Below are 26,427 nucleotides of genomic sequence, written 5' to 3'. Positions count from 1 at the left end.
TTGTTTTTCATCGCAACGATGAAAAATTTTTCACGATAAAAACAAAAAAAGGAGTGATAAATATGCCGCAAAATGAGCCAGAGGTGTTGAGCCAGGCATTTACGCTCGGCTACACCTATACCCGCTCTACCGGCCCTGTTGTAGGTCGATTCCTGACCGGGCTGCGCGAGCGCAAACTCATTGGCAACCAGGCCAGTGACGGTAAGGTTTATGTGCCTCCGATGGAATACGATCCCAAAACGGCTGAAGCCATCACTGACTTTGTTGATGTGGCTGAAACCGGTGTGGTCAAAACCTGGTCGTGGGTCAATGAGCCGAATGAAAAGCATCTTCTGAAGAAACCCTTCGCATTTGCCCTGATTCAGCTGGACGGCACCGATGTTCCCATGCTGCATATGGTTGACGCTGGCAGTCAGGAGGCCATGAGTACGGGCATGAAAGTACAGGTACGCTGGGCTGATGAAACCCAGGGACTGATCACCGACATTGCCTGTTTCGAACCGGCATCCGAAGAAGGTAAAGTCGCAGAAAAACCTGCTGTAGCTGCTGATCTCGAGCCCGTCACCGGTGTCGAATCACCTATTTATCTGGAGTACAACTTCACTGCAGGTAAAGCGACAGCGGCCTTCCTTTCCAACATCAAGAAAGGCAAGCTCACAGGCGGCAAGTGCCCTGAATGCACCGCTGTTTATGTACCACCTCGTGGCTCATGTCCAGCCTGTGGTGTTGCTAATGATGAAAACGTAGAGCTGACCAACAAGGCTACCGTTCAATCATTCACCATCATCTCTATCCCTATTCCCGGCAACCCCATCAAACCACCTTTTGTAGTGGCAAACCTGATGGTTGACGATACCCATCAATCCTTCCTTCACATAGTCAGCGGCTGTGACAACAGCGATGTTCGCATTGGTATGCGCGTAGAAGCTGTCTGGAAGCCAGAAGAAGAGTGGACTCATGCAATGGAAAGCATCGCTTACTTCCAACCCATTGACGAGCCCGATATTCCTCGTGAAGAAATTGGTAAGTTAGAGCCCTCAGCTAATGAGCCCTCAGCTAATGAGCCCTCAGCTAATGAGCAGCCCTCAGCTAATGAAAAGGGGGAGAAGAAAGATGCGTGATATAGCCGTTGTAGCCTATGCACAGAACCCTATTGTTCGGGATGCTGGTGCCAATAACGAAGTCGAGCTGATCATGCCTGTGGTCAAACAGGTATTGAAAGATGCTGGACTGAAAGACATCCATGATGTCGACTTCACCTGCTCAGGCAGCTGTGACTATTTGCAAGGGGCTGCCTTTGCCTTTGTTGCCGGTGTTGATGCCTTGGGTGCTGTGCCACCTATCAAGGAATCCCACGTTGAAATGGACGCAGCCTGGGCGCTGTACGAAAGTATCCTGAAAATTAACATGGGTGCAGCCGAATCCGCCCTGATTTACGGATTTGCAAAATCCAGTCCCGGTAAACTGGCTCAGGTTCTTTCTCAACAGCTGGACCCTTATTATTACTCGCCACTATGGCCAGATGTGGTCAGCTTGAATGCCATGCAGGCTCGTGCAGCTCTCGACGCAGGCGTTCTGACAGAAGAAGACATGGCAGAAGTCGTCAGTCGTTCACGAGCGAATGCCAAGTCTAATAACAAAGCTCAACTGTCTGGCGACTACTCAGTAGAACAGTTGCTGGAAGAGCCAGAGTACATTGCACCTCTTCGCAAACATGACTGTCCTCCGGTTTCAGACGGTGCGTCAGCCATGATCATCTGCACCGTTGAAAAAGCCAAAGAATGGGGACTGCCCTACGCCGTCATCAAAGCGATGGATCATCGCATTGAAACCCATAACTTTGGCGCCCGTGACCTGACGATGTCTGAATCGACTGCCATTGCTGCTGAAGCTGTCGGTGTTAAGTCTGCCAAGGTGGATATTGCTGAAATTCATGCTCCGTTCAGTCATCAGGAAATCATCCTGAAAAAAGCACTGGGTCTGGATGACAATACAGTGGTCAACCCTTCCGGTGGCCCTCTGGCCGGTAATGTCATGATGGCTGCAGGCCTTGACCGTATTGGTGAAGTCGCCCGTCGCATTATCAATGGGGAAGCAAAACGCGGTGTTGCTCATGCCACCAGCGGACCTTGCTTGCAGCACAACATGGTCACGGTACTGGAGGCAGAATAATGGCTGAATTAGCAGCAGTGGTGGGTGTTGGACAAACCAAATACCAAACCAAACGATCCGATGTTTCTATTGCAGGCCTTGTTCGAGAAGCCGCTGTCAACGCCTTGAAAGATGCAGAGTTGACCTGGGACGACATCGATGCCGTGATAGTGGGCAAAGCGCCCGATATGTTTGAAGGCATTATTATGCCTGAAGCCTATTTGACCGACGCTCTGGGCTGTAACGGCAAACCCATGTTGCGTGTCCATACTGCGGGCTCTGTAGGTGGGTCAACCGCTATTGTAGCCGCGTCTTATGTACAGAGTGGTATGTTCAAGCGTATTTTGACAGTCGCTTTTGAGAAACAGTCAGAATCCAATGCCATGTGGGCATTGTCTAACCCTCAGCCGTTTTCACCTCACCTGAATGCCGGCGCCGGAGGTTACTTTGCCCCCATTATTCGTGAGTATATGCGCCGCAGTAATGCACCCTACAATACGGGTATTCGGGTAGCGACCAAAGATCGTCTGCACGGTGCACTGAACCCTCTGGCTCACCTCAAACTGGGTGAAATTACCGAAGAACAGGTAGAACACTCTGGCATGCTCTGGGATCCGATCCGGATGCTGGAATCCTGCCCATCTTCCGACGGTGCCTGTGCCATGGTTATCGCTAACGAAGAGCTGGCTGAACAGTCTCCCAAAAAACCTGCCTGGATCCGTGGTACCGCCATGCGTTCCGAGCCCACCATGTTCGCAGAACGTGAAGAGGTGAACCCTCTGGCTGGTCGTCAGTGTGCTGCTGACGTTTATCAGCAAGCCGGTATTACCAATCCTCGTAAAGAGATTGACTGTGCAGAAATCTATGTACCTTTCTCCTGGTATGAGCCTATGTGGCTGGAAAACCTGGGCTTTGCCGAAGAAGGTGAAGGCTGGAAGCTGACCATGGATAATGTCACATCATTGATTGATGGCGGTGACACACCCTGGAACCCATCCGGCGGTGTTTTGTCGTCTAACCCCATCGGTGCTTCCGGTATGATCCGTTTCGCAGAAGCGGCTCAGCAGGTTCGCGGCGAATGTGGTGACCACCAGGTACCCGGTGCTAAAACAGCTATGGGTCATGCTTATGGTGGTGGTGCACAGTTCTATGCCATGTGGATTGTAAGCGCTGATAAAGGGTAAAACATTTTTACCTGGAGCAGCCAAGCGTTAAAACACATACATGCTCCGTTCATCCAGAGCTTGTCGAAGGATGCTGGTAATGCACTTCGACAGGCTCAGTGCGAACGGTATGAGTAATAACGCTGAGCTGCACTCTCTTTTTTCATTCAACCCGCCCCTGATAAAAGCCCTGAATAATTCTCATCAGAGCAGGAGTACCCCGGACCATGCTCTCTTCATAGTCGAGCACGAACTGTTCCCCTGACCAGTCCTCACAATAGAGCTGGCAAAGCTCACTCGCCCTCTGTCTGATACATGAATAGGCTTCAAAAGCTGATGAGTAGCTTTCACTCAACCTCTCCTTCAGAGCAGTCATAATTGCCTGCCTTGCCAGATCATCATCGGTGGAATCGAGAAATAAAGACAATCGTTGTATAAAGCTGTCTCTGTGCAGGTGTTCGCTAATGAAGGTATTTTCAGGCCGGTTACCGAACCTGAAATTAACAGAAACACCCGTATCCAGGTAGTCTATATGATGCCAGAACATCATGGGGATATAGATCATATCCCCGGGCTCGAGCTCTACCTCCCAGTATTCACAGCTGGACAACAAATGTCTTTTACAGTCCAAAGCCATATTCTGAAGCATCCACCAGCTCTGATTCAGAACAGGTAAAAGTTTTGGAGAATCTTTTGGGTGTATAAGAAATACTCGCTTACGACCGAAGAGCTGCATGAGAAGAACATGCCGCTGGTCACAATCAAAATGCAGTTGAGCATGATTTCCTTTTCCTGCAACGAAGGTGTTGGAAACCAGCTCGCCAACTCCCCTGCCCCATGTCAAATCAGGAATCCCAATCTGCTCAAGCACACTCGCTGGTGTAGGCTCCTCAACCATGCACTGTCGACAGGAGGGGCTTTGTTCCAGCCGGACAATAAAATCCTCCAGGCTCATGACTTCTGGATTTTGTTCTAAACTGCTCTGAGCCTGAAGCTGTTCAATATAAGGTATCTTGACCTGCATGGGATGACTACCAAACAGACTGACCACAGACTGTAACTGTTTTTTACTTGTTGAAGCCGGAGCGTACGCTTTTATTAATAGCGGTTGATGAGGGTTCAGAAAAGATTGAATAAAAGATTCTGAGTCAATGGTATGAGTGGTCGTTATAACTTGTTGCATGAAGACAGCCGCTGCCTAAGTTGGATTAATCATTCAAACCCTGAGGGGAGCATTTTGTGACCTCACCCGTGAATACACACTCCAACTACTTTCTATTTTTTTTAATGGCAGCCTCTTTGGCCTCTTTTGCTCTGGAAAGTGTTTTTCCTGCTTTACCGGAGATCATGAACTTTTACAGTCACTCTTCCTCTGCAGTCATGGCCTCTACGGGTATTTTCATTCTGGGCCATGCCGTTGGACTGATGGCTTCCGGCTTCGCACGTAAGCATCGATATACTCTGACGCTACTGGCATTGATCGGATACATTGTAGGCTCTGCAGGAACAGTTTTTGCTGAAAATACTTATCTATTTTTGATCTTGCGTTTTTTTCAATCGATAGCTGCGGGGTTTCTCACTAACCTGTCTATAACAGCTGTTTCAACCCTGTATAGTTCAAATCTGCTGTCTGCTCGCCTTTCTCTGATGACCGCCTCAATGGGGGTCATGATGGTCGTATCACCACTATCCGGCGCCATATTGATGACATGGGGGTGGAAAACCATTTTTCTGGCTCAAGCTCTTGTGGGTAGTTTAATACTGATTCTTTTTTTATCCCTGTCTTTTCCTCCTCAATGCTTTTCACAGGGTATTGAAGTTCATCCTGGTAAGATCCTGAAAAAACCCGGGGTTCTGAGTCGTCTTCTCGCCATCAGTTTCAGCTTTTCGGTCATTATGGTCTTACTTAGCTCCCAAGCGAACATCTTCATAAATCTGATCTCTTTGAGCCTGGGAGAATTTGTTCTGCTTAGTACTTTGATTAATGGGACACTGATTGGAGGCAGTATTGTTAATGCCTGGCTGGTACGAACCATCCATTTGGAGCGACTGTTAAAATGGGGGATTTACAGTCAGTTGCTCATTACGTTTACTCTTGTTCTCTCGGCAACCCTTGCCATCCTGCCATTATTTATATGCCTGATTCTTTTTGCCGTCATTCCAATGGCCTTCATTGGTGCCAATGGTAATGCCAGCCTCATAACTGAGTTTCCCGAAAGCACCAGCACCCTGGTGGTTTCAGGAAACATTCTCAATTTCAGTGTCGGTGGACTGGCCGGAACAACTGTAGGACTAATGAATCATCAGAGTATGATCCAGCCTACCGCTCTGATGATGCTATTCAGCTTTCTGGCATTGACCTGCTATAAACATTCAATAAGCTCCTTCAAGGCGTCCTGAACAGCTCGATGCCTTTACCAAACTCACAGAAATAAACTCTGTCCAAAACCTTCTCAAATTTATAGTTGCTCAACATTAATTTAACATTGAGGCCTTTATCTTCCTCAGCTCCCCAGATGTACATGGACATTCTAACAATGTCGTAAGGCAGTTTATCGTGCCCCTGAGGATGCGGATGCTCCGCATTATGCCAGGTAGCAAGAACGCCCGTTTTGGGTACATAAGCAAAATCGGTGTAGTAAAAAGGACGAATAGCCAAAGGAAATTCTTTTTCGCCACTCTCACTTCTCAAGTGACATTTCTCCTGATAAATCAGCCCCCTGACAGCACGGTTGTCTTCCAGAACCGCCTCGCTGAGCGCTTTAAAATCATGCAGAGGTTTGCCTTTCATCATAGACACAGAGTCTGCTGTTACTGTGGGAGAGAAGAGAACCGCAAACATTGACAGGATGACAGATGAGAGTAAAGCCAAAGACTTAAGAAATCTGTACAGGACGTTATTCAACAACATAACCTTGCCTTTGAGACCATGGATGAATCGAGTATATGAATAGAATAAACCAACAACTCCTCCGAGGATAAACAACAAATATTGTTTTGCATTAACATTTCTTCATATACATAGTCGTTATTTCGACTTAAAAAATATTAGAAAGAATCACTTTATTTGCTTAGATTTATATTTGCGACGCACAGCACTAGTCGTTTTTTTTAAATCATTAATTACTTCCACTAATTTGATACGTTGGCTCATGCAATCTTTTAACATTCAGTTTCTTGAAGAGTTGGTTACAAGAGTTCAGCAAAAAAAGTGCCTGAGCTTTTCTGAGCGATATATACCCATTTTTCAAAAGTTCAATGCCACAAAATCGTCACAGCTGTTGAACTCTTTGCTACTGAAGTACCTCAAACTCAGTGAGAATGACGATCTAAAAACAACTCTGGTCAATGGTGATCTGGCTCTGGCTCGAATAGGCGACGATTTCCACATGACCATCAAACAGGCCGGCATGGGTGCTAACAGTGACCTTCGTGATGAAAACGACCCCTTGCGTAGCTGTGAGTTTGATATTCTTATTATCAACCTGTCCCAGAAGGCTTTTTCGTCCCCTTATTACACGACAGATATTAGCAAAAATAGAGACTGGAAAAAGCCTTCAGATCTGAAAAGAATGGGAGACTTCTACTTTGAACCCTGGAAGCCCTTTTATTTCAAAGCCTATGAAGACCTTGTCGACCTGGACGCTCCCAATGGCGATCAAAGCTATCCACCCTGTCTGATCATACGATCAGAATCCAAAGGCGATATTGGCTGGCTATTTGACCGGAACACGGGGAAAACAAAAAGCCAGATTGCCAACCACCTGAACAGTTCAAGAATACAATTAGCAGCAAGGGTCATAGGCATGACGGGTGATGAATCCCACACAGAATGCCTGGTTCGTCTGGCAAGGGAAAGTCCTGACCACCACACTCGCTGGGAAGCCATACAACAGATATATCACTTGAATCCTGACAAAGGCAAGGGAGCACTTTATCTGGCTTTGCAGGATGAACATCCCCACATTCGCAAAGCCGCTCAAACCACGTTATTTGCAACAAACCCCCAGCCAGGAGTTGTTCAATATGCCACTGGTGGTTGAAAATAAGACAGACCATACATTAGCTCTTAACGAGTTTATAGACTTTTGCCGTCACGACCTGTCGCAATACGACATGGACGAAACATTGGAGAATGCAGGTCAGCTAAAAGCCCTGTGTAACAACAAACGTTTTTTCGCAGACTTTCTGACGGATCAGCTGAAACACCCGGATGAGTTTCAGAGCAACAACACATACACTCCTCCCGTTTTTGTACTGCATATTGATGAGAGATTTGCTGTCAGAGTCGTAGTTTGGCTTCCTGAAAGTGACCTGTCTCCTTTCCAGCTGCTGAGTTACCGTGAACCACATGACCACGACTTCAGCTTTCTCACCTGTGGCTTATTTGGCAGCGGATATCAAACAGAAACCTACGAATATGATGGTCTCTCATATCAGGGGTTAATGGATGAAGCCATTGAGATAACGCCTCGAAAGACCTACCAGCTGTCGCCAGGAAAGCTGATGTATTACCGGGCAAACAGGGACATACACTCCCAGATTCCTCCAGCGGACTTTTCAGCATCACTCAACTACATACTGCTTGGTGAAAAGACTCGGAGAATGCAGTTTTATTTCGATATCAAGAAACAATGCATTAAAAACCCTATTGATCAATACCCGGTCAGCAGTGCCATGCTGAGCATTGCCCCTTTAATTGGTAATGAGGATACCGTGGACGTTCTGGTCACTCTGGCCAGTAAGCATGTCAGCGCCCAAACCCGGCTGAGAGCCTGGTATGCAGCAGCCCGGCTATCACCCGAAAACAGCAACCTGTTCTTGCAACACGCCTCCCGGGATGATGAACCCTACGTCCCCGGCAGGCTGTCCCAACTTCTAAATGATTGATAGAAAGGTAATCGATATGAAAACTTCTGAAAGAAAGAATAAATCTGATCGACCAAAAGGTCTAAACCCTGCTCCCCTTGAATTTGCATCCTTGGAAGAGCCCGTAATGATTGCCAGCTCTTACAGAAGAGCCATTGATGTCACATTCGCAGGTGAAGTCGTAGGATTTGGTTGCAACATTCGAGTGCAAACCGATAAATGAAACAAACATTGCTAACCAGCTTGCCCATCAGAACATAAGCGTGCATCACAGGAGTTCATGCCTTATAACGGGTGCCAGCGGGCTGGTTGGGCAATCCATTACCCAACACTTTGCAGCAATGACTGCAGCAAAGGACATCCATCTTATCCTGACAGCCAGTTCCTCCTCTCGCCTGAATGACTCCAAAGACTTGCCTCACACAAACCGTCATCGAATATCGACCATTGCCTGTGAGATTCTGGATGAGAATCAGTGGCCTTATCTTTTCAAATCTGTTCAGGAAAAAGTCGGCTGCCCTGACCTCATTATTCATGCTGCTGGTGCCTTTCGATGGGCTCCCGCCCATGAATTTGAATTTGCCGAATACTCTCGCCTGCTCAAGGTAAACCTTGAGTTCCCCATAGCCCTGAATCAATTCTTTTTACCCGATATGATCCAAAGAAACTCGGGGTGCCTGATTCATTTTGGCTCTATTGCCAGCGTGCAGTCGTACCCTGGAGGGGCAGCCTATTGCGGCAGTAAGTTTGGCCTTAGAGGTTATTGTCAATCTTTGTTCGAAGACGTAAGGGAGTACAATATAAAAGTCTGTAGCATTCTTCCTGGGCAAATCAGTCAAAGGGAAGGTACGGAAGCCGCTGACAAACACGCTATAGAATTAAACGACATTTTAAAAACCATCGATTTTATTCTTTCCGTTGGTGGCTCTTCTTGCCCTACTGAAATCATCCTGCAACCACAATCCAGCTATTATGAAAAGGCTCTTAGAAAGAGTCTCACCCCATTAAAATCTTGAAAGCTCTAAGAACCAAAAATAATCAGAAGCGGCGATAGTGGTTCAACTGATTCTCAAGCACAGGAACTCCAGGAACAGAATCAGGTCCCTTCTGATTGGAGTCTTTAGAATTAAGCGCCGTCGATTGCCGCTCAACATGCCGGTACTTTAGGGTTGTCACCACGGGAAAGAATGCAGACAAATCTCTGTGAGACACCTCCCCAAAAAGCCATTCATACCAACCCTGACTACCCACCTCATCCTTATCAGCCTGTTTAAGAGTCAGCCGTTTCATGGGAGCACCTGAGTTTTTTATTTTTTTCCCTTTTCGATACAGGTAAACCTGTGCTATCTGCTGGGCTTGAGGACGCTGGAGGTAATTAAATTTATAGGTCATCTCCTGTGCCAGACGATTATTTTCAGGATCAAAATCGGGTAAGTCCTCACTGTATGTCTTAGGCGCTGTATTCAAACGCTTTGCCACCTTTTTTTTCGGGAAAGCACTTCCAGCAATATGCGTCAAAACATGGGCTGACTCTCCCTCTTCCAGCATCTCATCCAATACACTCTTGACTTTTGAGGTGGCGATCCAATCCCAGTCCCCGACCTGTACATCTTTTGGATTAGACCAAGCGAAATCATGATTTCCAGTCCACTGAATAATCGAGTGCCAATGATCATCCTTGAGGACTTTATAGTGGGTTACATAAGCAATATTTGCCGTTGAGTTTCTGCCAGTTTTCAGCCAGAACGTTGCACTAGCATCATTAGACTGATTGATATAAGGCTCTAGAGGCAATGGACTGATCACCAAAAAATCACCGACAAACAAAACGTGATCAGTCCGGGCATTCAGATAATGATTTTCCGTTCCGAAAAGATGACAGGCTTTCTGAGTCTCTTCATCTGATAAACTCAAAGTCAGGACTCTCAAACAAAGCTTATGAATCTGGACCAGGTACGCCACATAGGAAACACCAGAGAACACAAAGAGATCCGGATTTTCCCTCCGGACTTCATCGAGCTTTGAGAAATTATCGACCAAAATATCAAACTGTTCATTTATGGATTTTATCGAACCTGGATCATCGTCCGAGAGATGCCAGTAAAACAGCTTTAACTCGGTTGAAGCTGCCTTATCATTACAGAGCTCTGCTTTACACTCTTTCTTCTTAATAGTCGTTTGGCTTGAGCTTATACTCTGGTTTTCACCTTTGTATTGAAAACCCAGCGACTCTTCCGTACTGATATTACTTTGAACCAATGCCCCATCTTCCAGAACATATCGTCTAAGCAATAATCCTTCGTCCGATCTTGCGGTTCTCCTGATCATCATTTCCATGACGGAATCGATCAGATTCGTCTCTCTCATGAATTGGGCTAGATCATCATCTGTCCGTGTGTAACTCTCAGCCCCTGCCGGCAGCGACAAAAGAACGGCCAGAACAAAAAAGTATGTTCTCATAATAATCCTGTTCTGAATATAAAGTACTATACCCATTGGATTTCAAGATGCTATCAGGCGACAAGTGAGCGAAGCCCTGTGAGCCTACAACCTGTGAGCCTACAACCTGTGAGCCTACAACCTGTGAGCCTACAACCTGTGAGCCTACAACCTGTGAGCCTGCAAGTAGTAGGTGATCAGGGTGAGCGAACGCTGGCAACAACGTAGCATCTTGAAAGGCGACGGGTATATCCACTCTCCAAGCGAAACCATTTTTATTAAAGTATTCCCATATACGCGGACTTATATTAGCTGAGAGCTGGAAAAAGCTACTGGTCGAAATCCTCAATTGCTTTTGCACCATAGAGCAAGTGATAGCAAGCAAATCATCATGGCCACCAGAGACAGGGTTTTTGGCGTACCATCGGATAACAGAATCACCAGCACTGAAGCCAGACTACTGACAATGATGGCGACTACATCCATCAATGAACTGGCCGTTGCCGCTGCATCAGGATGCACCTGAACCACTCCCGTCAAAGCGTTGGGGGCAATAAATGCCGAGAAAAAAAACAGCAGTGACAACAGCAGCATATTGCTAAACAAAGTGTGACTTTCAGTCCAGTCCATCACAGCATTGATGACAGCCAACAGCACCATCAGATAAAAAGAGAGCGTCATGATCTGGCGATAATTCATTTGCTTTAACCACCAGATATTGATCAGTGAAGCCACGCCCTGAACCGCAAACGATAGTGACAAAATCAATGCCAGAACAGATTCTGTTAGCTGGTAATACTGGATGAAGAGAAATGAGGCATTATTGTAATAAACCAGAACAACCGTTGAGCTGGCGGTGTAAGTAAAGATAAACCTTAGCGACAATGAATGACTTAAAACACGTTTAACATCCATGAGGAAAGAACTTTTGCGACGTTGAAAGCAACTTTTCTCTTCCTCATGAAAAGCTCGAAAACTTATCCACAGAATGATAACCCCCAGCACGGCGATCAAGCCAAACAGAAACCTCCAACCCAAACTTGAAGTCACCTGCACCCCCAGCTCCGGTGAAAAAATACGACTCACAAGCAGGATAAGAGCTATGGCTGAAAACTGACTCGCGGCTTCATTATCACTGTAACGATCACGAATCATAGCCGGTATAATGACCAGAACCGCTGATGCACCTATCCCCTGAAATATGCGCCCTGCATAAAACTGCCAGTCAGATCCTGCCATCATGCAAACCAGCGCCCCCACTATAAAGACCAGCAAACCACTTTCCAGAACAGGCATTCTCCCTACCCTGTCCCCAAAGGATGCAAACAGGGGCATAGTGACTCCTTGAACGCAAATCAACAGAATGGTCGTTAACTGAAAGTCACTCAGTGCATCACCAAACTCTTTTGCAACATCCGCTGTGACAGGAACATAGGCATCTTCTACCAGAACGGTGAGGATCAGAGTAGTCCCAGCGAGGATAGCCACGCGCCAGTAAGAAAAAAATGAAATAGTGGTTTCAGAAGGCATCAAAAACTCCTGTTTCCTGAGTGTAAATAGCTGGCAAACACAGCCCTCTATACCCCAAGTGGACGAAGTGAATCATAGACCCCTCTGGTATTAGTTACCTCCATTAAGAAATTTGTCTTAGGCAACAAGACATCTTCAGTTTTTCCGCTCTCCTGACACGCGTGAAAAACGGAAATACAAGACCAGGAATGGTCAGAGTCGAAAAGAACAATAAACAACAGGTAATTAAGGTAATGGCTGAAAAACACTTCAATATCTGCGATATGTTCGAGCTGGTAGCCGATGCAGTTGGCGAGCGTGAAGCCCTGGTTTGTGGCGACAGCCGCATCACCTATACCCAGCTTGAAGAGCGGGCGAACCAGATGGCTCATTACCTCAGCGCTCAGGGCGTGAAGGCAGGCCAGCATGTAGCACTCTATATGTACAATTGCAGCGAATATCTCGAAGGCATGCTGGCCTGTTTCAAAATTCGTGCGGTTCCCATCAATGTTAACTATCGCTATGTCAATGAAGAGCTGTCGTACATTTTCGACAACGCAGATGTCGTAGCCTGTATTCACCACCGTGAATTCATTCCGGCCATCAACGAGATCAAGGGACAGTTCCCTGAGTTGAAGACGTTTGTTTCCGTTGATGATGCTACCGATCATGATCTGTCACTGATTGGCGCCACCGAATACGAAAATGCCATGTCTGACCAGTCCAATGTTCGTGACTTTGAAGAGCGCTCCGGACAGGATCTGTTTATTCTTTATACCGGTGGCACCACGGGTATGCCAAAGGGCGTGATGTGGCCACACGAGCACGTTTTCCATGCAGCAATGGGCGGCGGAGGCTTTTACAGTGGTGAAAAAGGACCTTGTCAGAAGCCTGAAGACATCATTGACCGTATGCCCGGCTTTGAAATGGCTTCCCTGCCTCTGGCACCACTCATGCATGGAGCCTCCTGGTGGTTTGCCTGCATCACTCTGCTGGCCGGAAATAAATTGGTCATGAACCCTGAACGAAATCTCAATGGAGAAGTCGTCTGGGGGCTGGTTGAGCAGGAAGCGGTAAACTCAGTACAGATTGTGGGTGATGCCATGGCTATTCCTCTGCTGGAAGCTTTGGACAACAACCCTGGCCGCTGGAAGCTGGACTCTGTCTTCAATGTCGGTTCAGGGGGCGCTGTATTCTCCTACGCCAAACAAGACGCCTTTAAGAAACACTTTCCTAATGTCTTTATTACCAACTCCTTTGGTTCTTCTGAATCTGGCAGCATGGGTATGGATACAGGCAGCAAGAAAGAAGAGGCCAGCCTGGGTAACGTTAATCGTTCCGAGTTTATGGACGTTATTGTTGAAGGTGAGACGCCTGAACAGGCTCGTCACGCCAAGCCAGGAGAAACCGGTATATTCTCCCGCTCAGGTCACATCCCGGCGGGTTACTACAACGATCCGGTTAAAACCGCTAAAACCTTTATCGATGTAGAAGGTAAAGGTAAGACATGGCTGCTGACAGGCGACGCCGCTCGTCTGGAAGAAGACGGTTCCATCACCATTTTTGGTCGTGACTCCAACTGCATCAACTCAGGGGGTGAGAAAATCTTCCCTGAAGAAGTAGAGCAGGCTTTGAAAAACAACCCGGCTATTATCGATTGCCTGGTGGTTGAAACCCCTGACGAACGCTTCCATGCCAAGGTAACTGCCGTTGTCACGCTCAAGGAAGGACATGACGTCAGCCTCAAGAGCGTTCAGGAAGAAGCTCGCAAACACATCGCCGGTTACAAGATCCCTCGTGAATTACACGTAGTTGCTCAAATGCCAAGGACTCCAAGTGGCAAACCTTCTTACAAGGAAACCCGTGACATTGCCCTGAGCAAAGAGAACCAGGTCGGCTAACCCCCGGCCAGAATACGGCGATCTTTTATCAACACCATTCCCACGCTCCCGCGTGGGAATGTTTACGTCCGGGATTTCAAGCACTGTCAGGTATGGGTTCCCAAGCAGGAGCAAGGGAATCAAAACATTTCGACAACAAAGAGAATAATAAATGTCTGAACTTCCTATCAGTACCCAAAACTGCATCATCGAACAGAAAAATCATGTTCTTGTCGTAACGCTCAACCGTCCTGAAAAGAAAAATGCCTTCAGCCCAGCCATGCTGGTTGGCCTTTATAAGGCCTGGCGACTACTGGATGAAGACGACAATCTGCGTTGTGCGGTTTTAACCGCCAATGGCGACACTTTCTGTGCCGGCATGGACCTGTCTGCAGGTCCTGAAGGGGGCGATGATGCCCATGAAATCCAGGAACTGATGAAGTCTGTTCCTAATCTGCACTGGCAAGCGCTCCTTCGGGAAAATATGCCCAACAAGCCCATCATCCTGGCTGCCGAAGGTTATGCTCTGGCCGGGGGTACCGAGATTCTGCAAGGCACTGACATTCGGGTAGCCGCTGAAGATGCCATTTTTGGTGTCACCGAAGTTGCTCGCGGCCTTTATCCAATGTCGGCATCCACTGTCCGTCTGCGTCGTCAAATCCCTTATGCCCTGGCTGCAGAAGTCCTTCTGACCGGTGAACATGTATCCGCTCAAAAATGTCTGGAGTGGGGTCTGATCAACCATGTGGTAGGCAAAGGTGAAGCGCTCTTTAAAGCCATGGAGATCGCCGAAAAAATCTGTGCTAATGGGCCACTGGCAGTCAAAGCCGTTATGCAGTCACTGCGTCAACATGACGAATCCATGGCCATGGAGCAGGCTCTGGCAGAATCCGATCAACTGGGCTGGCCTGTAATGTCCAGTAAAGATGCCCAGGAAGGTATGAAAGCCTTCAAAGAAAAGCGCCCAGCAGTATTTACCGGCGAATAATACCAATCAAACTTTCAAACCCCGTTATGAGCAAGCCATTTGAGTCCAATAGGCAATACCCACAGGGCATAAAGGCGGGGTAAGGAGTCATAGCCGTAGTTATGGCGACGATCCCCAACGCAGAATATTGGACTCAAATGGCTGCACAACAGGGGATTTTAAAGTGGCGATTGGTATAACTACTGATTTCACTCCCGGTGTTGGGAGTGTCCCCCTCTAGAGGAAGCTTTTCATGACTCATACTGTTCTGAAGGAATACCAGGATGGTGTTCTGATCCTGACCCTGAACCGACCCAAGAAAAAAAATGCTTTCAGCCGTGAGCAATGGGTAGCGTTTACACAGGCACTTCAAGAAGCTCAATCAGACGACAGCGTTGCGGCTGTATTGCTCACCGGAGCAGGCAACGACTTTTCTTCAGGCACCGATCTCAATGATTTTACGACGGCCATGGAGCCAGGAGAGGTACACCCTTTCGATGCCTGTGCGCTGGCCCTGGTCGAATTTGACAAGCCTCTCATTGCCGCCGCAAAAGGTATCGCCATTGGCGGTGGGGCCACTCTGTTACTGCATTGTGACGTGGTCTATGTAGGTGAAAGCCTGAGATTACGTTTCCCTTTTACCAGCCTTGGCCTTGTACCAGAACTTGCCAGCAGCTATCTGTTGACCACCATTGTGGGTCAAAGAAAAGCTTCTGAAATCATGCTTCGATCCGAATGGATTAATGCAGAACGCGCCGCCGAGCTGGACCTGGTTACAGAAGTCTGCAGCGACGACACACTGTATGAATCAGCCCTGGCCAGTGCAAAAGACATTGCCAAATGGCCAGTCAGTTCTCTGGTCGCCACCAAACGACTGGTCAAAGCGGCACGTATGACGTCTTTGAAACAGGCTCTGGCAGACGAAAAAGCGGAAATGGAAAGACTGGGCGGATCTGCTGAAAACATTGAAGCTGTTATGGCTATTTTTGAGAAGCGTGATCCCGATTTCACCCAATTCCGCAAGCGGGAAGAAGCAGAAGTAGAACCCGCCTGATCCTGAAAAATAAAAAAGAACAACAGGAAACCCTTATGAGCGACGATATCAACAGCTATCCATTGATGCCCCATCTGATCATTGATGGTCTTAACCAGCATGACGATCGACCCTGTCTGCACCTAGGTGACAGTATTGCCACCTATAAAACAGTCCGTGAAAAAAGCAGCCAGTTTCACCAGGTACTGACCAGCAAAGGTATTGGTATTGGCAGCCGGGTAGCCATACTCTCCAGTAACCGCCCGGAAGTACTCTATAACCTTTGTGCTATGTCGATTGCCGGCTCCTGCGGCACGGCTCTGCATCCTCTGGGTTCAAAAGACGACCATGCCTATGTCATGAACGACGCCGAGATAGAAACTCTGGTTTATGACAGCAGCCTGTTCGAAGAAAGAGCTAAAGAGCTGAAAGAAATAGTCCCCTCACTGAAAAACTTATTGGCTTTTGGCGAGACAGAAGCTGGTGAAGACTACACAACTCTGGCTGAACAGTTTGAACCTCAGCCCCTGAAAGCCCCGGATATTTCTCCCGACGACCTGAACGCTATCGTCTACACCGGAGGTACTACTGGTAAGCCTAAAGGTGTGCTGCAACCCTATCGTGTACCTGCTCATATGACCCAGGCCATAATGGCGGAGTGGGATCTGCCAAAAGACCTGCGCATGCTGATCGCTACGCCACTGTCGCACGCTGGCGCTGCATTTCTGGTACCCACCCTGCAGCGTGGCGGCACCATCTTTGCCCCCGCCTATTTCACGCCTGATCTGGTCTTTGACACCATTGAAAAGTACAAGATCAATGCAACCTTTATGGTTCCTGTCATGCTGTACATGCTGTTGGATCATCCCCGTTCTGAAACGGCTGATCTTTCCAGTCTGGATATCATCTATTACGGAGCCAGCCCCATGAGCCCTTCCCGTCTGGAAGAAGGTATCAACAAGTGGGGGCAGAAGTTCTTCCAGGTTTATGGCCAGTCCGAAGCCCCCATGGTTCTGTCGCACCTGAAACGTGAAGATCACGACCTGAGTAAACCAGAGCGCCTTGGCAGTGCAGGTAAGCCATCACCGTGGGTACATCTGAAACTGCTCGACAAAGACAACCAGCCTGTTGCTGCCGGTGAACCGGGTGAAATTTGCATTCGCTCACCACTGGTGATGACCGGCTATTACAAGCAGCCAGAACAAACAGAAGAAGCCCTGGCTGGCGGCTGGCTCCATACAGGCGACGTAGGTCGTTTTGATGAAGACGGTTTCCTGTACATTGTTGACCGCACCAAGGACATGATTGTCACCGGTGGCTTTAACGTCTTCCCGAAAGAAGTAGAAAATGTACTGTCTGCTCAGCCTTCTGTTGCACAGGTTGCGGTGATTGGTGTGCCCGATGATCACTGGGGAGAATCTGTAAAAGCGGTAGTGGTTCTAAGACCCGGTGTAGAAAAAAATGAAGCGCTGACCGAAGGCCTGATCAATGCGGTTAAAGATGCCAAAGGTTCTGTCCAGGCACCGAAGACTATTGATTATGTCGAAGCTCTTCAGCTGACACCGGTTGGTAAGCCTGACAAGAAAGCCATTCGAGCCCAGTATTGGGACGGCCAGGAAAGGGCTGTGAAGTAATCTTCACCAAGCTCAGGGTGAACGGAGCCCAGGCTTTTAATCGGGAGCTTATTTGGAGCCCCCCCTTGAGCTTTGACCAGAGGCTATTTCAATCTTGAAATAGCCTTTTTAATTGATAACCATGTCTGAAAAAATTCAGGGATGTACAAGAACGCACAACGAACAGGAAATCAGGCAGTGTGTTGCACAGACATTTGACAACGAGCAACTGTCAATTGAACCAGACTTTCAAACCTCCTACCTCTAATAACTTCCCATCCGGATTTTTTTTCAACGACGGGCTGTATTTTTCTGAACAGACTGGAAAGCCTGTAACACCGGATCAGCGACCCGGTCTTTCATCAACGGTAATAGATAGGAATGAAAATACAGCAGATTTTCTGGTTGTCTGAGGCTCAGATAAACTGTTTTCAGAGCTCCTGAGACCTTCAAAACTGCCACTGGCTCCCCCGAAACCCAACTACATAATCAGTGCTACCTTTTTCTTACGCTCTTTTTCCCATTGCCGATCCGGATCCAAAGACCATCGACAGTTTTCAGAAAACTGGCTGCTCAGGTAATCCGCCTGCTCAGGCAAAATCCGGTGGCTATTCACCAGAGCCAGATACTCTGCAGCATTAGGCCGATAGGGTAAGGCCACCAGCGTCATATCCAGCTCTTCAAGCATGCGATCACTCTTGAACTGATTGCACCGTTTACAGGCAGCAACCACATTCATCCAGTCATCCAGACCGCCCCTCGACGTTGGCAGGATATGGTCACGGGTTAAATACTTGCGTGACAAAAACTTGCCACAATACATGCACTGGTGATTATCTCGTTCAAAAAGAGAAGAATTGGTTAAGGCAGGATTGGTACGTGCAGGAAAGACTCGTTTGCCACCACAGGCAATAATACTGGGTAGCTCAATAACCGTCTGAGTTCCCAGCCAGCGATTGTAACCACCTCTTACTTTATATATCACATCCCCCAGACTCCAGCGGATCAGATCTCTTGAATAGAGACAGACTGTTTCCTGCCAGGTCAACCATTCTACCGGTTGCCCGGCGGCATTCAGTCGCAGAATGTACATAATTCAGCTCCCGTTTTTCATCCCTGATACAGCCACTTCACAGCATAAACCCAATAAAGATTGTATCGGTGAATTATGACCATCTTTTTATTAACTTATCGAAATGAACACACCTTGGGAAGTCATAGCTCGCTTCAACTCGATTTCACATCCATTTTAACAGTGGTCTATTCGACGATTACACTCCCTTTGATAAACAATAACCGCTAAAAATATTTAACTATACTCAGATTCATTTTTTACAGTTCCTATCTTTCGGTGACTTCAGTGAAAGCTGTTCGATACTTGCTTGTCAGTCTTATCTTGTTTGCTTCAGCCACCAATGCTTTCTCTGCAGGTGAACTCATACAGCTTCCATTGGGGACTTTACAAAAACACCCTTCTGGGCTGAGATTTTGGGAAGGCACTGAGGTAGAAGATGTTGAATATTATGAGTCATCCAGCCTAACTCAATTCTTTTATAGTGTCGCAGGCTGGACAGCCGTGAACACAGCCAGTCTATTTATGACCCATCATGACCCCACAGGTAAAGCGTATCTAAACCGCCACATGATGTTGACCGGTATGCTTCTCAGTGCAGCACACACTGCAATGATTGGATATCGCTGGTTATCCATTGCAATCCGCGAGCGTTGGCAAGACGATGGATTATGGATCGTTCCACTGGACAGTGAAAAAGCACCTCCATTACTTATTCTTATGCGCCAGATAAATGAAGGCACCGGTCAGGAACTGAATGCTCCCCATTATATTATTCAAACCCTCTACGACCCCACTAAAGAAGAAAGCTTCTACGACAACAACGAATACCTGAAATTGGCCAAACTACTTTATAAAGAAAAGATTTTTTTGAGTTTAAAGTTCGAAGATCAAATGTCAGCCTTGTCCTCAGAAGAGGAGCTCTGGGAGCCAAGATATTCTCTTTCCGTCTCCCTTCACCCATCAAAACAACCTGATGCGCCTCAAACGGTTGAATTTAGTGGTCATCACCATCTTGACTGGGTGGAATTACTCTTGAGTCCAGACTATTCAGCACCCTCTACAAATCGACGATATATCACACCTCTAGCTCCGGTATGGATTGATCACCTGACAAAATGGCTCGCTCAGAATCCAGGCCTTGAAACTCTGAATAATGACACTTTTCAAAGTGCACCTTATATTTCATCATCAAACTCACGAGCCTACAGTCTGGAATCTGTCGATGGTCGCTTGGGCTGCAATGCACTAAACCTTGGCGATAGAGTCTACCTTTACCCCCAGATTATAACCCAACACAATAAGCTGCCCTGTTTATCATTGGCTAGACGTCAGGCAATAGGTATAAGCAGTGGGCAGAACTCAACCGATCTTGTCACATACAACCATGCCCAGGCGCATGAAATCCTGATGCAGGAAGCTTTAATAAAATTGACAAAATTTTCGGGCTTCAATGCAATGTCGGGCTTTATTATCACCAAAAGCTTTAACTTTGCCCTAAACTCCAGATTTTCTGGTTATAGCTCGCCATCTTTAAAAGCAGGCACATCATTAACCGTCTCGGGTCATGATAAAAGCCTTGCCAGACCTGCTTCTGTCACTTCTGCTATACCAATGCCCAATACTGCCGCCCTTCCAAAGCCCAGAATAAAAGGTTCAATGAAAAGTAAAAAAAAGTTCACCAAGGCTAAAAATATAAAGTCTCTGAAGGAAAGGAAGTGGTATCACGGTAACATAACACCCAACGAAGCAGATAGCCGCCTCAAGAATGCTGCCTCTGGAATAAATGGTTCATTCATGGTTTATGATCATCCCAATAAAGCAGAAAGCTACGTTCTTTTAATCTATAACGATGGTGAGCATCATCGATGGTCAATCAAGTATCTCCCGAATGAACAAGCCTATGTTCTTGGAGAAGAAGATGAAGACGCCCCTCGTTTTACTACCATTTCTGACCTTATTAAAACCCACAGAGGTCTATTTGGTCGCCCAATTAAACTGGAATCAGGAAATTTGGTAACCCTCAGCAAATCTTATGTAATGAGGATTGATTAATTCTTGGTATCTCCCAGCATTGTTCAACCGCCAATGCGGGTGGCACAAAAATTTCAATACTGTTCTAAAAAATAAGCCCTGACGCAGGCCGGGGCTTGTTCAATTAACGAGAAATTAAAACACCAGATTTGCTACCAGAACAATGACAGGTAAGGTCACCAGAGTTCTAAGTACAAAGATCACAACCAGCTCAAAAAGATTAAGAGGCAGTTTGCTGCTGAGAATAACCGCACCGGTTTCGGACATAAAAATCAACTGTGTTACTGACAGGGCTGCAATCACAAAGCGAGTCATTTCACTGTTGATGGATGTTGCCAGAATAGAAGGCACATACATATCGGCAAAGCCAACCAGCAGAGCTTCTGAGGCTTGTGCAGCTTCAGGCAATTGCATCAGCTCCAACAGAGGAACAAATGGCGCCCCCAGAATACTGAATAGAGGCGTTGTTTCAGCGACGACCAATCCCACAGTACCAATTGCCATGACGGCTGGCAGAACACCAAAGACCATATCAAGGGCATTTTTCAGGCCTTGTTTAGCCACATCCGTCAAACTGGTCACTTGAGCCGCACGCGCCAAAGCCAGTTCATAACCATAACTCAGCGCTGTATGACCTTCTGGAATCAGTTCATCGTCTTTTTCGCGAGCCGTTCCATCAATAAACAGATCTTTTTTCCTGCTCAGGGGAGGGATTCGTTGAAGAACGATTGCCGCAATAGCACCTGATAAACAGATGGCCAGATAGAACGGCACAAATTTGTCCTGCAAACCCACCTGAGTCAAAACCACAAGAGAGAAGGAGATGCCGACAATGGAAAACATGGTCGCAACCACTGTCGCTTCACGCTCGGTGTATTGTTTATCCTCATACTGATTACTGGTGAGCATCACACCCACAGTGCCGTCACCCAACCAGGAAGAGAGACAGTCAATAGCTGCACGCCCTGGCAGACGAAACACCGGACGCATAATTTTACTTAGTAGTGTGCCCAGCAATTCAAGAAGACCAAAACTGAGAAGCAGGGGTAGCAGTAAGCCAGCCAGGAAGAAGGTAACCAGAAGCGAAGGCAGTAAATCATTAAAAACCAAACCACCCGTATTGGCATTCCAGACTATTTCAGCCCCCAGCTTGTTCTGAGCCATCACGGCAAAAGCCGCACCCAATACTCGAATCAGCAACCAGGTGGGAGAAATGTTAAACAAACTGTTCAATACAGGGGAGTTTTCAATAAACTTGGGTTTAACCGCAGTACCTATCAGGGACATGGCTGCAGAAAAACAAAGCACAGCACTGACCAGAGGCAGAATATTATCTCCAAGTACAACTTTGAATCCCTTAGCCATCAGCGCCAGCGGGAAAGTCATTGCACCATCAATAAACACCGGGACAATAAAGAAAAGTAGACCCAGAAGAGATGGGATCAGAAACATCAGGGTGTTCCGAGATCCGGAATGTGCTAGCGCAGCGTCAGACATTGAATATCAATTCCAATATTTATTCAAAATAAAGAGTAATTATTTAGGCGCGCGATAATAACGACTTCTTATGATGAGTTGAACTGATGGAAATACTTATCAGCTCCCCCACGAAAGACTCGGAGTTGCCGTTAGCCTTATGCTGCATTTATTAAGCGACTGAATTTGAATCCCTTGCTCGATGCAGCATCTCTCTGACCGGGGATTAACTGGCGAAAACACATGAAAGCAACTACGTTTTCTTATGTTTTGCCCCTTCCCTTTAAAGATTTAATGGTCATGAAAAAAGTTCTGACAGCCAGTGCTGCGCTTCTGGCTACTGCTGCCGTATATGGAGACTGGACTTCAGAGGATGGAAGCCTGACGCTAGGTGGAGATATCGAAATCAACACAGACTATGTTGATATCAAAAAGGCCAAAATCCACCCTAAAGATACCGGTGTGAATGATGGTGGAAAAATAGCCGACGACTCTCGTTTTTTACTGGATGTACAGTGGTTCACCCGCCGGGATGAGAGAGACTATATTACTGCCAAGGCTCAACCCTTAATCCGTACAGACGGTACTTTTTCCGTCGATGACTCATACTTGGCTCTGGGTCAGGAAAAGCTATGGGAATTCCAGATTGGCCGCTATGAAGCGATGGAACTCTTCTCAATGGGTAAGGATACCGTTGCCTATATAGCTGCCGGTGCCGATACATTGGGGCAAGGTGTCTACTACTATAAGGGCCACGAAGGCAGAGGCCGACGGGATAAAATGGGCCAGGCAAGACTGGCCGGAGAAACCAGCAACTGGGACGTTGAAGTGTCCACAGCCTACGGTGATGCGGCTGACATGCTGGCTGGCTCCAATGATTACCTGAAAGCCCACAATCTGCAGGGTGAATTCCAATCAGACGACAACAGTTTTGTGATACGACCTGCCGTAAAATACACATCAGACAGTGGTTTCTTTAACATCAGTGCCGGTGTCGAATTTGATGCCAGCAGAGACAAAGTTCACATAATGGTGGTCAGGGGAGAGGATGAAGCGACACGTAAGGAGCTGGCAGAATACGATCTCTCTGAAAGAGTCGGTGGAGCAATCCGAACTGAATTCATGATTCGTGAAGACTTACCTTTGAGATTGAGCGGTGCCTATCAAAAATTAAAAGACATCTGGAAGGTCTATCACTTCAATGTCAACTTTGAATACAAACAGTTTGGCCTGGGTTTATCGCTGGTGAAAAATGACTTTGATAAAGAAAACCTGGAAGACACCAGCTCTTATATGCTCTACACAGCCTACACCCTTCCCATCATGGACTTTGATAATGCCACCCTGTCTCTGGGCGCGTCCTATTCTGAAACGGATAACGCCTATGGTTACAAGGACAATAAAGAAAAAACAGGTGCCGTCAGAGCTCAGATCAACTACTACTTCTAGCCATTAAAGATTTATGAAAGTCGGAGCCCCACTGGGAGTCTGTCGAGGATAGGTTTGTACACTCATTGTATCAAGTCAGTATTCATCACATGACTTTTAGAAAGAGGGAGAATCACTCCCTCTTCTAAAAACACCAGAAGATACTATTCAATAATGGCAGGATTCGTTTCTGCTGGTCCGCCTAAAAAAGCACGGTGAGAAGGTGGCTGCTGACCATCGACATCAGTGACCCCCAACTCTTCAGCCAGTTCAGCGGCTACCCAGACTTTACCAGAACGATCCATAAGACTTTCGCTACTGGCCAGGGCATCAATCAGCCTGCCACCGAATTCCGGAGTCTCAGCTGTCGCCGCCATGTCAGCGTATTTCTCAGGCTCAGATTCAAATACCTGCTGTGTTCTCTCTGTTTTGACCAAACCCATCCAGAGAGAAACGCAGGCCACATTGAAAGGCCTGAAATCAACTGCCATATCGGAAGAAAACTTATCCAGAGCCGCCTTTCCTCCTCCATACGCTGGACCATGCATGTAGCAGCGAGCACCAAAAGAAGAGATATTAACGATCAATCCTTCTTTCTGATCCGCCATAATTTTGCCCGCATAAAAGCTGGCCACATAGCTGGAGCGTGTTCCCACTTCCATAATGTCCAGCATATCCAGACTCTTTTCCCAGAAAGGGCCTGGCTCTGTTAACCCGGAAGGAATGGCGGTGGCATTGTTCACCAGAATATCCAGACGATTGCTTTCCCGCTGAATACGTTCAAACAATTGTCTGACCTGGGTGTCATCACTGTGATCACACTCTATGGCTATCCCTTTGCCACCCAGCTCAGAAACTTCAGCAGCGGTCGCATAGATAGTCCCCGGGAGGGGATTGTCTCCCTCCCGGGTGCTTCTTCCGGTGACATAGACCGTAGCCCCGGTTTTTCCCAGAGCCAGGGCAATACCCTTGCCTACCCCTCTACTGGCCCCGGTAACCAGGACCACTCGATCATGCTTCAACGGCATCAGCTACTTCCTGTGATTTATCATTCTCGACGGGTATTTCTGCAGAGACTTCAGGTTCATACTGACTCAAATGCTCAGCAGCCAGATAACCGAACGTCATAGCTGGCCCCAGAGTGGAACCTGCTCCCGGATAAGTATGAGCCATTACCGATGAAGAGGTATTTCCGATGGCATACAAGCCTTCTATCGCATCACCGGTTTCATTCAATACACGAGCATTAACGTCTGTATACAAACCACCCTTGGTACCGATATCGCCGGCATTGACTTTCAAAGCATAGAAAGGCCCTTTCTCAACCGGAGCGACACAAGGATTGGGCTTGCAACCAGGATCTCCGTAAAAGCGGTCAAACAATGACTCACCTTTGTGGAACTCCGGATCGCTACCATCCTTTGCATGGACATTGAAATCAGCAACGGTATTCACCAGGCCGGTTTTATCCATACCGGTCTTTTCAGCCAGAGCTTCAAGAGTATCTGCCTTAACAAAATAATCTTTTAAACGTTTTGGCAAAGCTGCGTCAGGTTGAGCGTAGCCAGGCAAAACAGCACCACAAGGGTATTTATTACGGAATGTTGCATCAAAAACAAACCAGCAGGGCACGCCAGTAACATCTCCCTTATGGGTTTCGTACATGGCATAGCCAATATCACTGTATGGGGCCGCTTCATTGACAAAGCGCTTGCCCGCACTGTTCACCATGATGCAACCAGGTAAGGCTCTTTCAACAAAAAGCGCTCTGGCCTGAGGCTCACCGGTGGGTGTTGTAGTAGGAGCCCACCAGCTATGATCCATCAGAGCCGTCTGAGCCCCTATCTCAAGACCTGCCCTGATGGCATCTCCAGTGTTGTTTCCAACAGGGGTCGCACTCCAGGCGCTGTTTGAAGGCTGTGGATGGTACTTTTCACGCATGGCCTGATTCTGCTCAAATCCACCCGCACCCAGCACCACACCTTTTCTGGCTTGAATGGTTTCAATTTTCCCATTCCTGCGAATGGTCACACCGGTTACACGACCATTCTCAGTCACCAGCTTTTCCATGGGAGAGCTAAGCCACAAAGGGATATCTCGATCCATCATGGAACGCCTGAGAGAACCGATCAAAGCGCCACCCAGTGTCAGATGTCTGTCTTTTGGCCCTTTGAGCCGACCACCAAAATCGGAGTAATAGCGGAACATGACTTTCATATTGGTCCACATCCAGCCCGGTGAACGGGTTAACATTTGTCGGGCTTCTTTAACACTCATGGTCATTCGCCCCATCATCAGAGTCCCTTTACCTGGAGGCCTCTGAAGATCGAACTCATTACCCAGTTTGCGGGCATCAAAAGGAATCGGGTCCATGGAGCGGTAGCCCGGCATGCCATATTCCAGCTCTGGATAGTAGTCGGTATATTCTGCCTGAGCTTCAAATTTTACATGACTGTTGTCTTCAAGGTATTTGACCATCTTACGGGCATTGCCCACATAAGCTTCTATACGACCATCTTCTACCGGGTACTGAATAACATTCTTGATGTATTCAACACCCGCTTCATCCGCATCTTTCTGGCCCATCTGGCTGATCTGGTGGTTATTGGGTATCCAGATACCACCGCCGGAAATGGCAGAAGTGCCTCCGTAAAGCTCTGACTTTTCCACGACCAGCACTTTTAATCCAAGGTCATGCGCCTTAATAGAAGTGGTCAGTGCACCAGCACCTGAGCCTACCACTATCACGTCAAATTCATGATCCCAGTTGTTATTATTGTTACTCATCATTCA

The 26,427-nt window shown here is 47.3% G+C and carries 23 protein-coding genes and 1 pseudogene; 14 read left to right on the top strand and 10 right to left on the bottom strand.

The window, feature by feature from the left end; all coding sequences use genetic code 11:
• The first annotated feature begins 62 nt into the window (after window positions 1-62).
• The 3 genes from GZ78_RS06900 to GZ78_RS06890 are packed head-to-tail and all read left to right on the top strand — an operon-like array spanning window position 63 to window position 3,335.
• Window positions 63-1,121 (top strand): Zn-ribbon domain-containing OB-fold protein, encoded by a 1,059-nt coding sequence (locus GZ78_RS06900; protein ID WP_081869700.1) that lies wholly within the window; start codon window positions 63-65, stop codon window positions 1,119-1,121.
• Complete coding sequence (locus GZ78_RS06895; protein WP_034833722.1) at window positions 1,114-2,172, top strand: thiolase domain-containing protein; 1,059 nt, start codon at window positions 1,114-1,116, stop codon at window positions 2,170-2,172. The genes GZ78_RS06900 and GZ78_RS06895 overlap by 8 nt, the downstream gene beginning before the upstream one ends.
• Window positions 2,172-3,335, top strand: a complete 1,164-nt coding sequence (locus GZ78_RS06890; protein WP_034833720.1) for a thiolase domain-containing protein — start codon at window positions 2,172-2,174, stop codon at window positions 3,333-3,335. The genes GZ78_RS06895 and GZ78_RS06890 overlap by 1 nt, the downstream gene beginning before the upstream one ends.
• 142 nt (window positions 3,336-3,477) lie before the next feature.
• On the opposite strand, the gene GZ78_RS06885 is transcribed toward GZ78_RS06890, so the two are convergent.
• Window positions 3,478-4,497, bottom strand: a complete 1,020-nt coding sequence (locus GZ78_RS06885) for a cupin-like domain-containing protein (RefSeq protein ID WP_034833719.1) — start codon at window positions 4,495-4,497, stop codon at window positions 3,478-3,480.
• A 56-nt stretch (window positions 4,498-4,553) separates the two neighbouring features.
• On the opposite strand from GZ78_RS06885, the gene GZ78_RS06880 reads away from it, so the two are divergent.
• Window positions 4,554-5,714, top strand: a complete 1,161-nt coding sequence (locus tag GZ78_RS06880; RefSeq protein WP_152558586.1) for an MFS transporter — start codon at window positions 4,554-4,556, stop codon at window positions 5,712-5,714.
• Here the strand turns inward: GZ78_RS06880 and GZ78_RS06875 are convergent.
• Window positions 5,701-6,108 carry a hypothetical protein gene (locus tag GZ78_RS06875; RefSeq protein ID WP_152558585.1) on the bottom strand — a complete coding sequence of 136 codons (408 nt, stop codon included), beginning with the start codon at window positions 6,106-6,108 and terminating at the stop codon, window positions 5,701-5,703. The two genes, GZ78_RS06880 and GZ78_RS06875, sit on opposite strands and share 14 nt — an antisense overlap.
• 358 nt (window positions 6,109-6,466) lie before the next feature.
• Here GZ78_RS06875 and GZ78_RS06870 point away from each other — a divergent pair, with 358 nt between their 5' ends.
• From GZ78_RS06870 to GZ78_RS06855, 4 genes are read left to right on the top strand one after another with little or no spacing between them, the layout of a single operon-like run.
• Window positions 6,467-7,357, top strand: a complete 891-nt coding sequence (locus GZ78_RS06870; protein ID WP_034833713.1) for a HEAT repeat domain-containing protein — start codon at window positions 6,467-6,469, stop codon at window positions 7,355-7,357.
• Entirely contained in the window at window positions 7,341-8,204 is an 864-nt protein-coding gene (locus GZ78_RS27240) for a cupin domain-containing protein (RefSeq protein WP_051785895.1), read from the top strand. Before GZ78_RS06870 ends, GZ78_RS27240 begins: the two co-directional genes overlap by 17 nt.
• 16 nt (window positions 8,205-8,220) lie before the next feature.
• Window positions 8,221-8,406 carry a hypothetical protein gene (locus GZ78_RS06860; protein ID WP_152558584.1) on the top strand — a complete coding sequence of 62 codons (186 nt, stop codon included), beginning with the start codon at window positions 8,221-8,223 and terminating at the stop codon, window positions 8,404-8,406.
• Between the two features lie 40 nt (window positions 8,407-8,446).
• A complete protein-coding gene (locus GZ78_RS06855; protein WP_161787325.1) occupies window positions 8,447-9,199 on the top strand; it encodes an SDR family NAD(P)-dependent oxidoreductase in 753 nt (250 codons plus the stop codon).
• A 22-nt stretch (window positions 9,200-9,221) separates the two neighbouring features.
• Here GZ78_RS06855 and GZ78_RS06850 read toward each other — a convergent pair whose 3' ends face one another.
• The 3 genes and pseudogenes from GZ78_RS06850 to GZ78_RS06845 all read right to left on the bottom strand — a co-directional run bounded on the left by GZ78_RS06850 (window position 9,222) and on the right by GZ78_RS06845 (window position 12,152).
• Window positions 9,222-10,643: a hypothetical protein gene (locus GZ78_RS06850; protein ID WP_034833707.1), complete on the bottom strand. Its 1,422-nt coding sequence runs from the start codon at window positions 10,641-10,643 to the stop codon at window positions 9,222-9,224.
• Between the two features lie 53 nt (window positions 10,644-10,696).
• A pseudogene (locus GZ78_RS30930) lies at window positions 10,697-10,795 on the bottom strand (pentapeptide repeat-containing protein); the annotation flags it as partial.
• Between the two features lie 172 nt (window positions 10,796-10,967).
• Window positions 10,968-12,152 carry an MFS transporter gene (locus GZ78_RS06845; RefSeq protein ID WP_034833706.1) on the bottom strand — a complete coding sequence of 395 codons (1,185 nt, stop codon included), beginning with the start codon at window positions 12,150-12,152 and terminating at the stop codon, window positions 10,968-10,970.
• Window positions 12,153-12,385: 233 nt separating this feature from the next.
• Between GZ78_RS06845 and GZ78_RS06840 the strand changes: the two genes are divergently transcribed.
• The 4 genes from GZ78_RS06840 to GZ78_RS06825 all read left to right on the top strand — a co-directional run bounded on the left by GZ78_RS06840 (window position 12,386) and on the right by GZ78_RS06825 (window position 17,645).
• Complete coding sequence (locus GZ78_RS06840; RefSeq protein ID WP_034834401.1) at window positions 12,386-14,032, top strand: acyl-CoA synthetase; 1,647 nt, start codon at window positions 12,386-12,388, stop codon at window positions 14,030-14,032.
• 151 nt (window positions 14,033-14,183) lie between these two features.
• On the top strand, window positions 14,184-14,999 hold the full coding sequence (locus tag GZ78_RS06835; protein ID WP_034833704.1) for a crotonase/enoyl-CoA hydratase family protein: 816 nt from the start codon (window positions 14,184-14,186) through the stop codon (window positions 14,997-14,999).
• Between the two features lie 232 nt (window positions 15,000-15,231).
• Window positions 15,232-16,032: an enoyl-CoA hydratase-related protein gene (locus GZ78_RS06830; protein ID WP_034833702.1), complete on the top strand. Its 801-nt coding sequence runs from the start codon at window positions 15,232-15,234 to the stop codon at window positions 16,030-16,032.
• A 35-nt stretch (window positions 16,033-16,067) separates the two neighbouring features.
• Window positions 16,068-17,645, top strand: coding sequence for an AMP-binding protein (locus tag GZ78_RS06825; RefSeq protein WP_034833701.1), 1,578 nt, complete (start codon window positions 16,068-16,070; stop codon window positions 17,643-17,645).
• A gap of 270 nt (window positions 17,646-17,915) precedes the next feature.
• Here GZ78_RS06825 and GZ78_RS29345 read toward each other — a convergent pair whose 3' ends face one another.
• Window positions 17,916-18,086 (bottom strand): hypothetical protein, encoded by a 171-nt coding sequence (locus GZ78_RS29345; protein WP_161787324.1) that lies wholly within the window; start codon window positions 18,084-18,086, stop codon window positions 17,916-17,918.
• A 19-nt stretch (window positions 18,087-18,105) separates the two neighbouring features.
• Window positions 18,106-18,717, bottom strand: coding sequence for an HNH endonuclease (locus GZ78_RS06820; protein WP_051785894.1), 612 nt, complete (start codon window positions 18,715-18,717; stop codon window positions 18,106-18,108).
• Window positions 18,718-18,984: 267 nt separating this feature from the next.
• Here GZ78_RS06820 and GZ78_RS06815 point away from each other — a divergent pair, with 267 nt between their 5' ends.
• On the top strand, window positions 18,985-20,751 hold the full coding sequence (locus GZ78_RS06815) for an SH2 domain-containing protein (protein WP_152558582.1): 1,767 nt from the start codon (window positions 18,985-18,987) through the stop codon (window positions 20,749-20,751).
• 114 nt (window positions 20,752-20,865) lie between these two features.
• On the opposite strand, the gene GZ78_RS06810 is transcribed toward GZ78_RS06815, so the two are convergent.
• Complete coding sequence (locus GZ78_RS06810) at window positions 20,866-22,182, bottom strand: YjiH family protein (protein WP_161787323.1); 1,317 nt, start codon at window positions 22,180-22,182, stop codon at window positions 20,866-20,868.
• A 267-nt stretch (window positions 22,183-22,449) separates the two neighbouring features.
• Between GZ78_RS06810 and GZ78_RS06805 the strand changes: the two genes are divergently transcribed.
• Complete coding sequence (locus tag GZ78_RS06805) at window positions 22,450-23,655, top strand: carbohydrate porin (RefSeq protein ID WP_034833696.1); 1,206 nt, start codon at window positions 22,450-22,452, stop codon at window positions 23,653-23,655.
• Window positions 23,656-23,798: 143 nt separating this feature from the next.
• Here GZ78_RS06805 and GZ78_RS06800 read toward each other — a convergent pair whose 3' ends face one another.
• Both GZ78_RS06800 and GZ78_RS06795 read right to left on the bottom strand, forming a co-directional pair.
• Window positions 23,799-24,662: an SDR family NAD(P)-dependent oxidoreductase gene (locus GZ78_RS06800; RefSeq protein WP_034833695.1), complete on the bottom strand. Its 864-nt coding sequence runs from the start codon at window positions 24,660-24,662 to the stop codon at window positions 23,799-23,801.
• Window positions 24,646-26,424, bottom strand: coding sequence for an FAD-binding protein (locus GZ78_RS06795; protein ID WP_201772661.1), 1,779 nt, complete (start codon window positions 26,422-26,424; stop codon window positions 24,646-24,648). The genes GZ78_RS06800 and GZ78_RS06795 overlap by 17 nt, the downstream gene beginning before the upstream one ends.
• Window positions 26,425-26,427 lie beyond the last annotated feature (3 nt).

The sequence above is a fragment of the Endozoicomonas numazuensis genome (genome assembly GCF_000722635.1).
In the GTDB taxonomy this organism is placed as follows: domain Bacteria; phylum Pseudomonadota; class Gammaproteobacteria; order Pseudomonadales; family Endozoicomonadaceae; genus Endozoicomonas_A; species Endozoicomonas_A numazuensis.
Note: the sequence above shows the minus strand (reverse complement) of the source record. Positions and strands in the feature narration are given on the sequence as shown.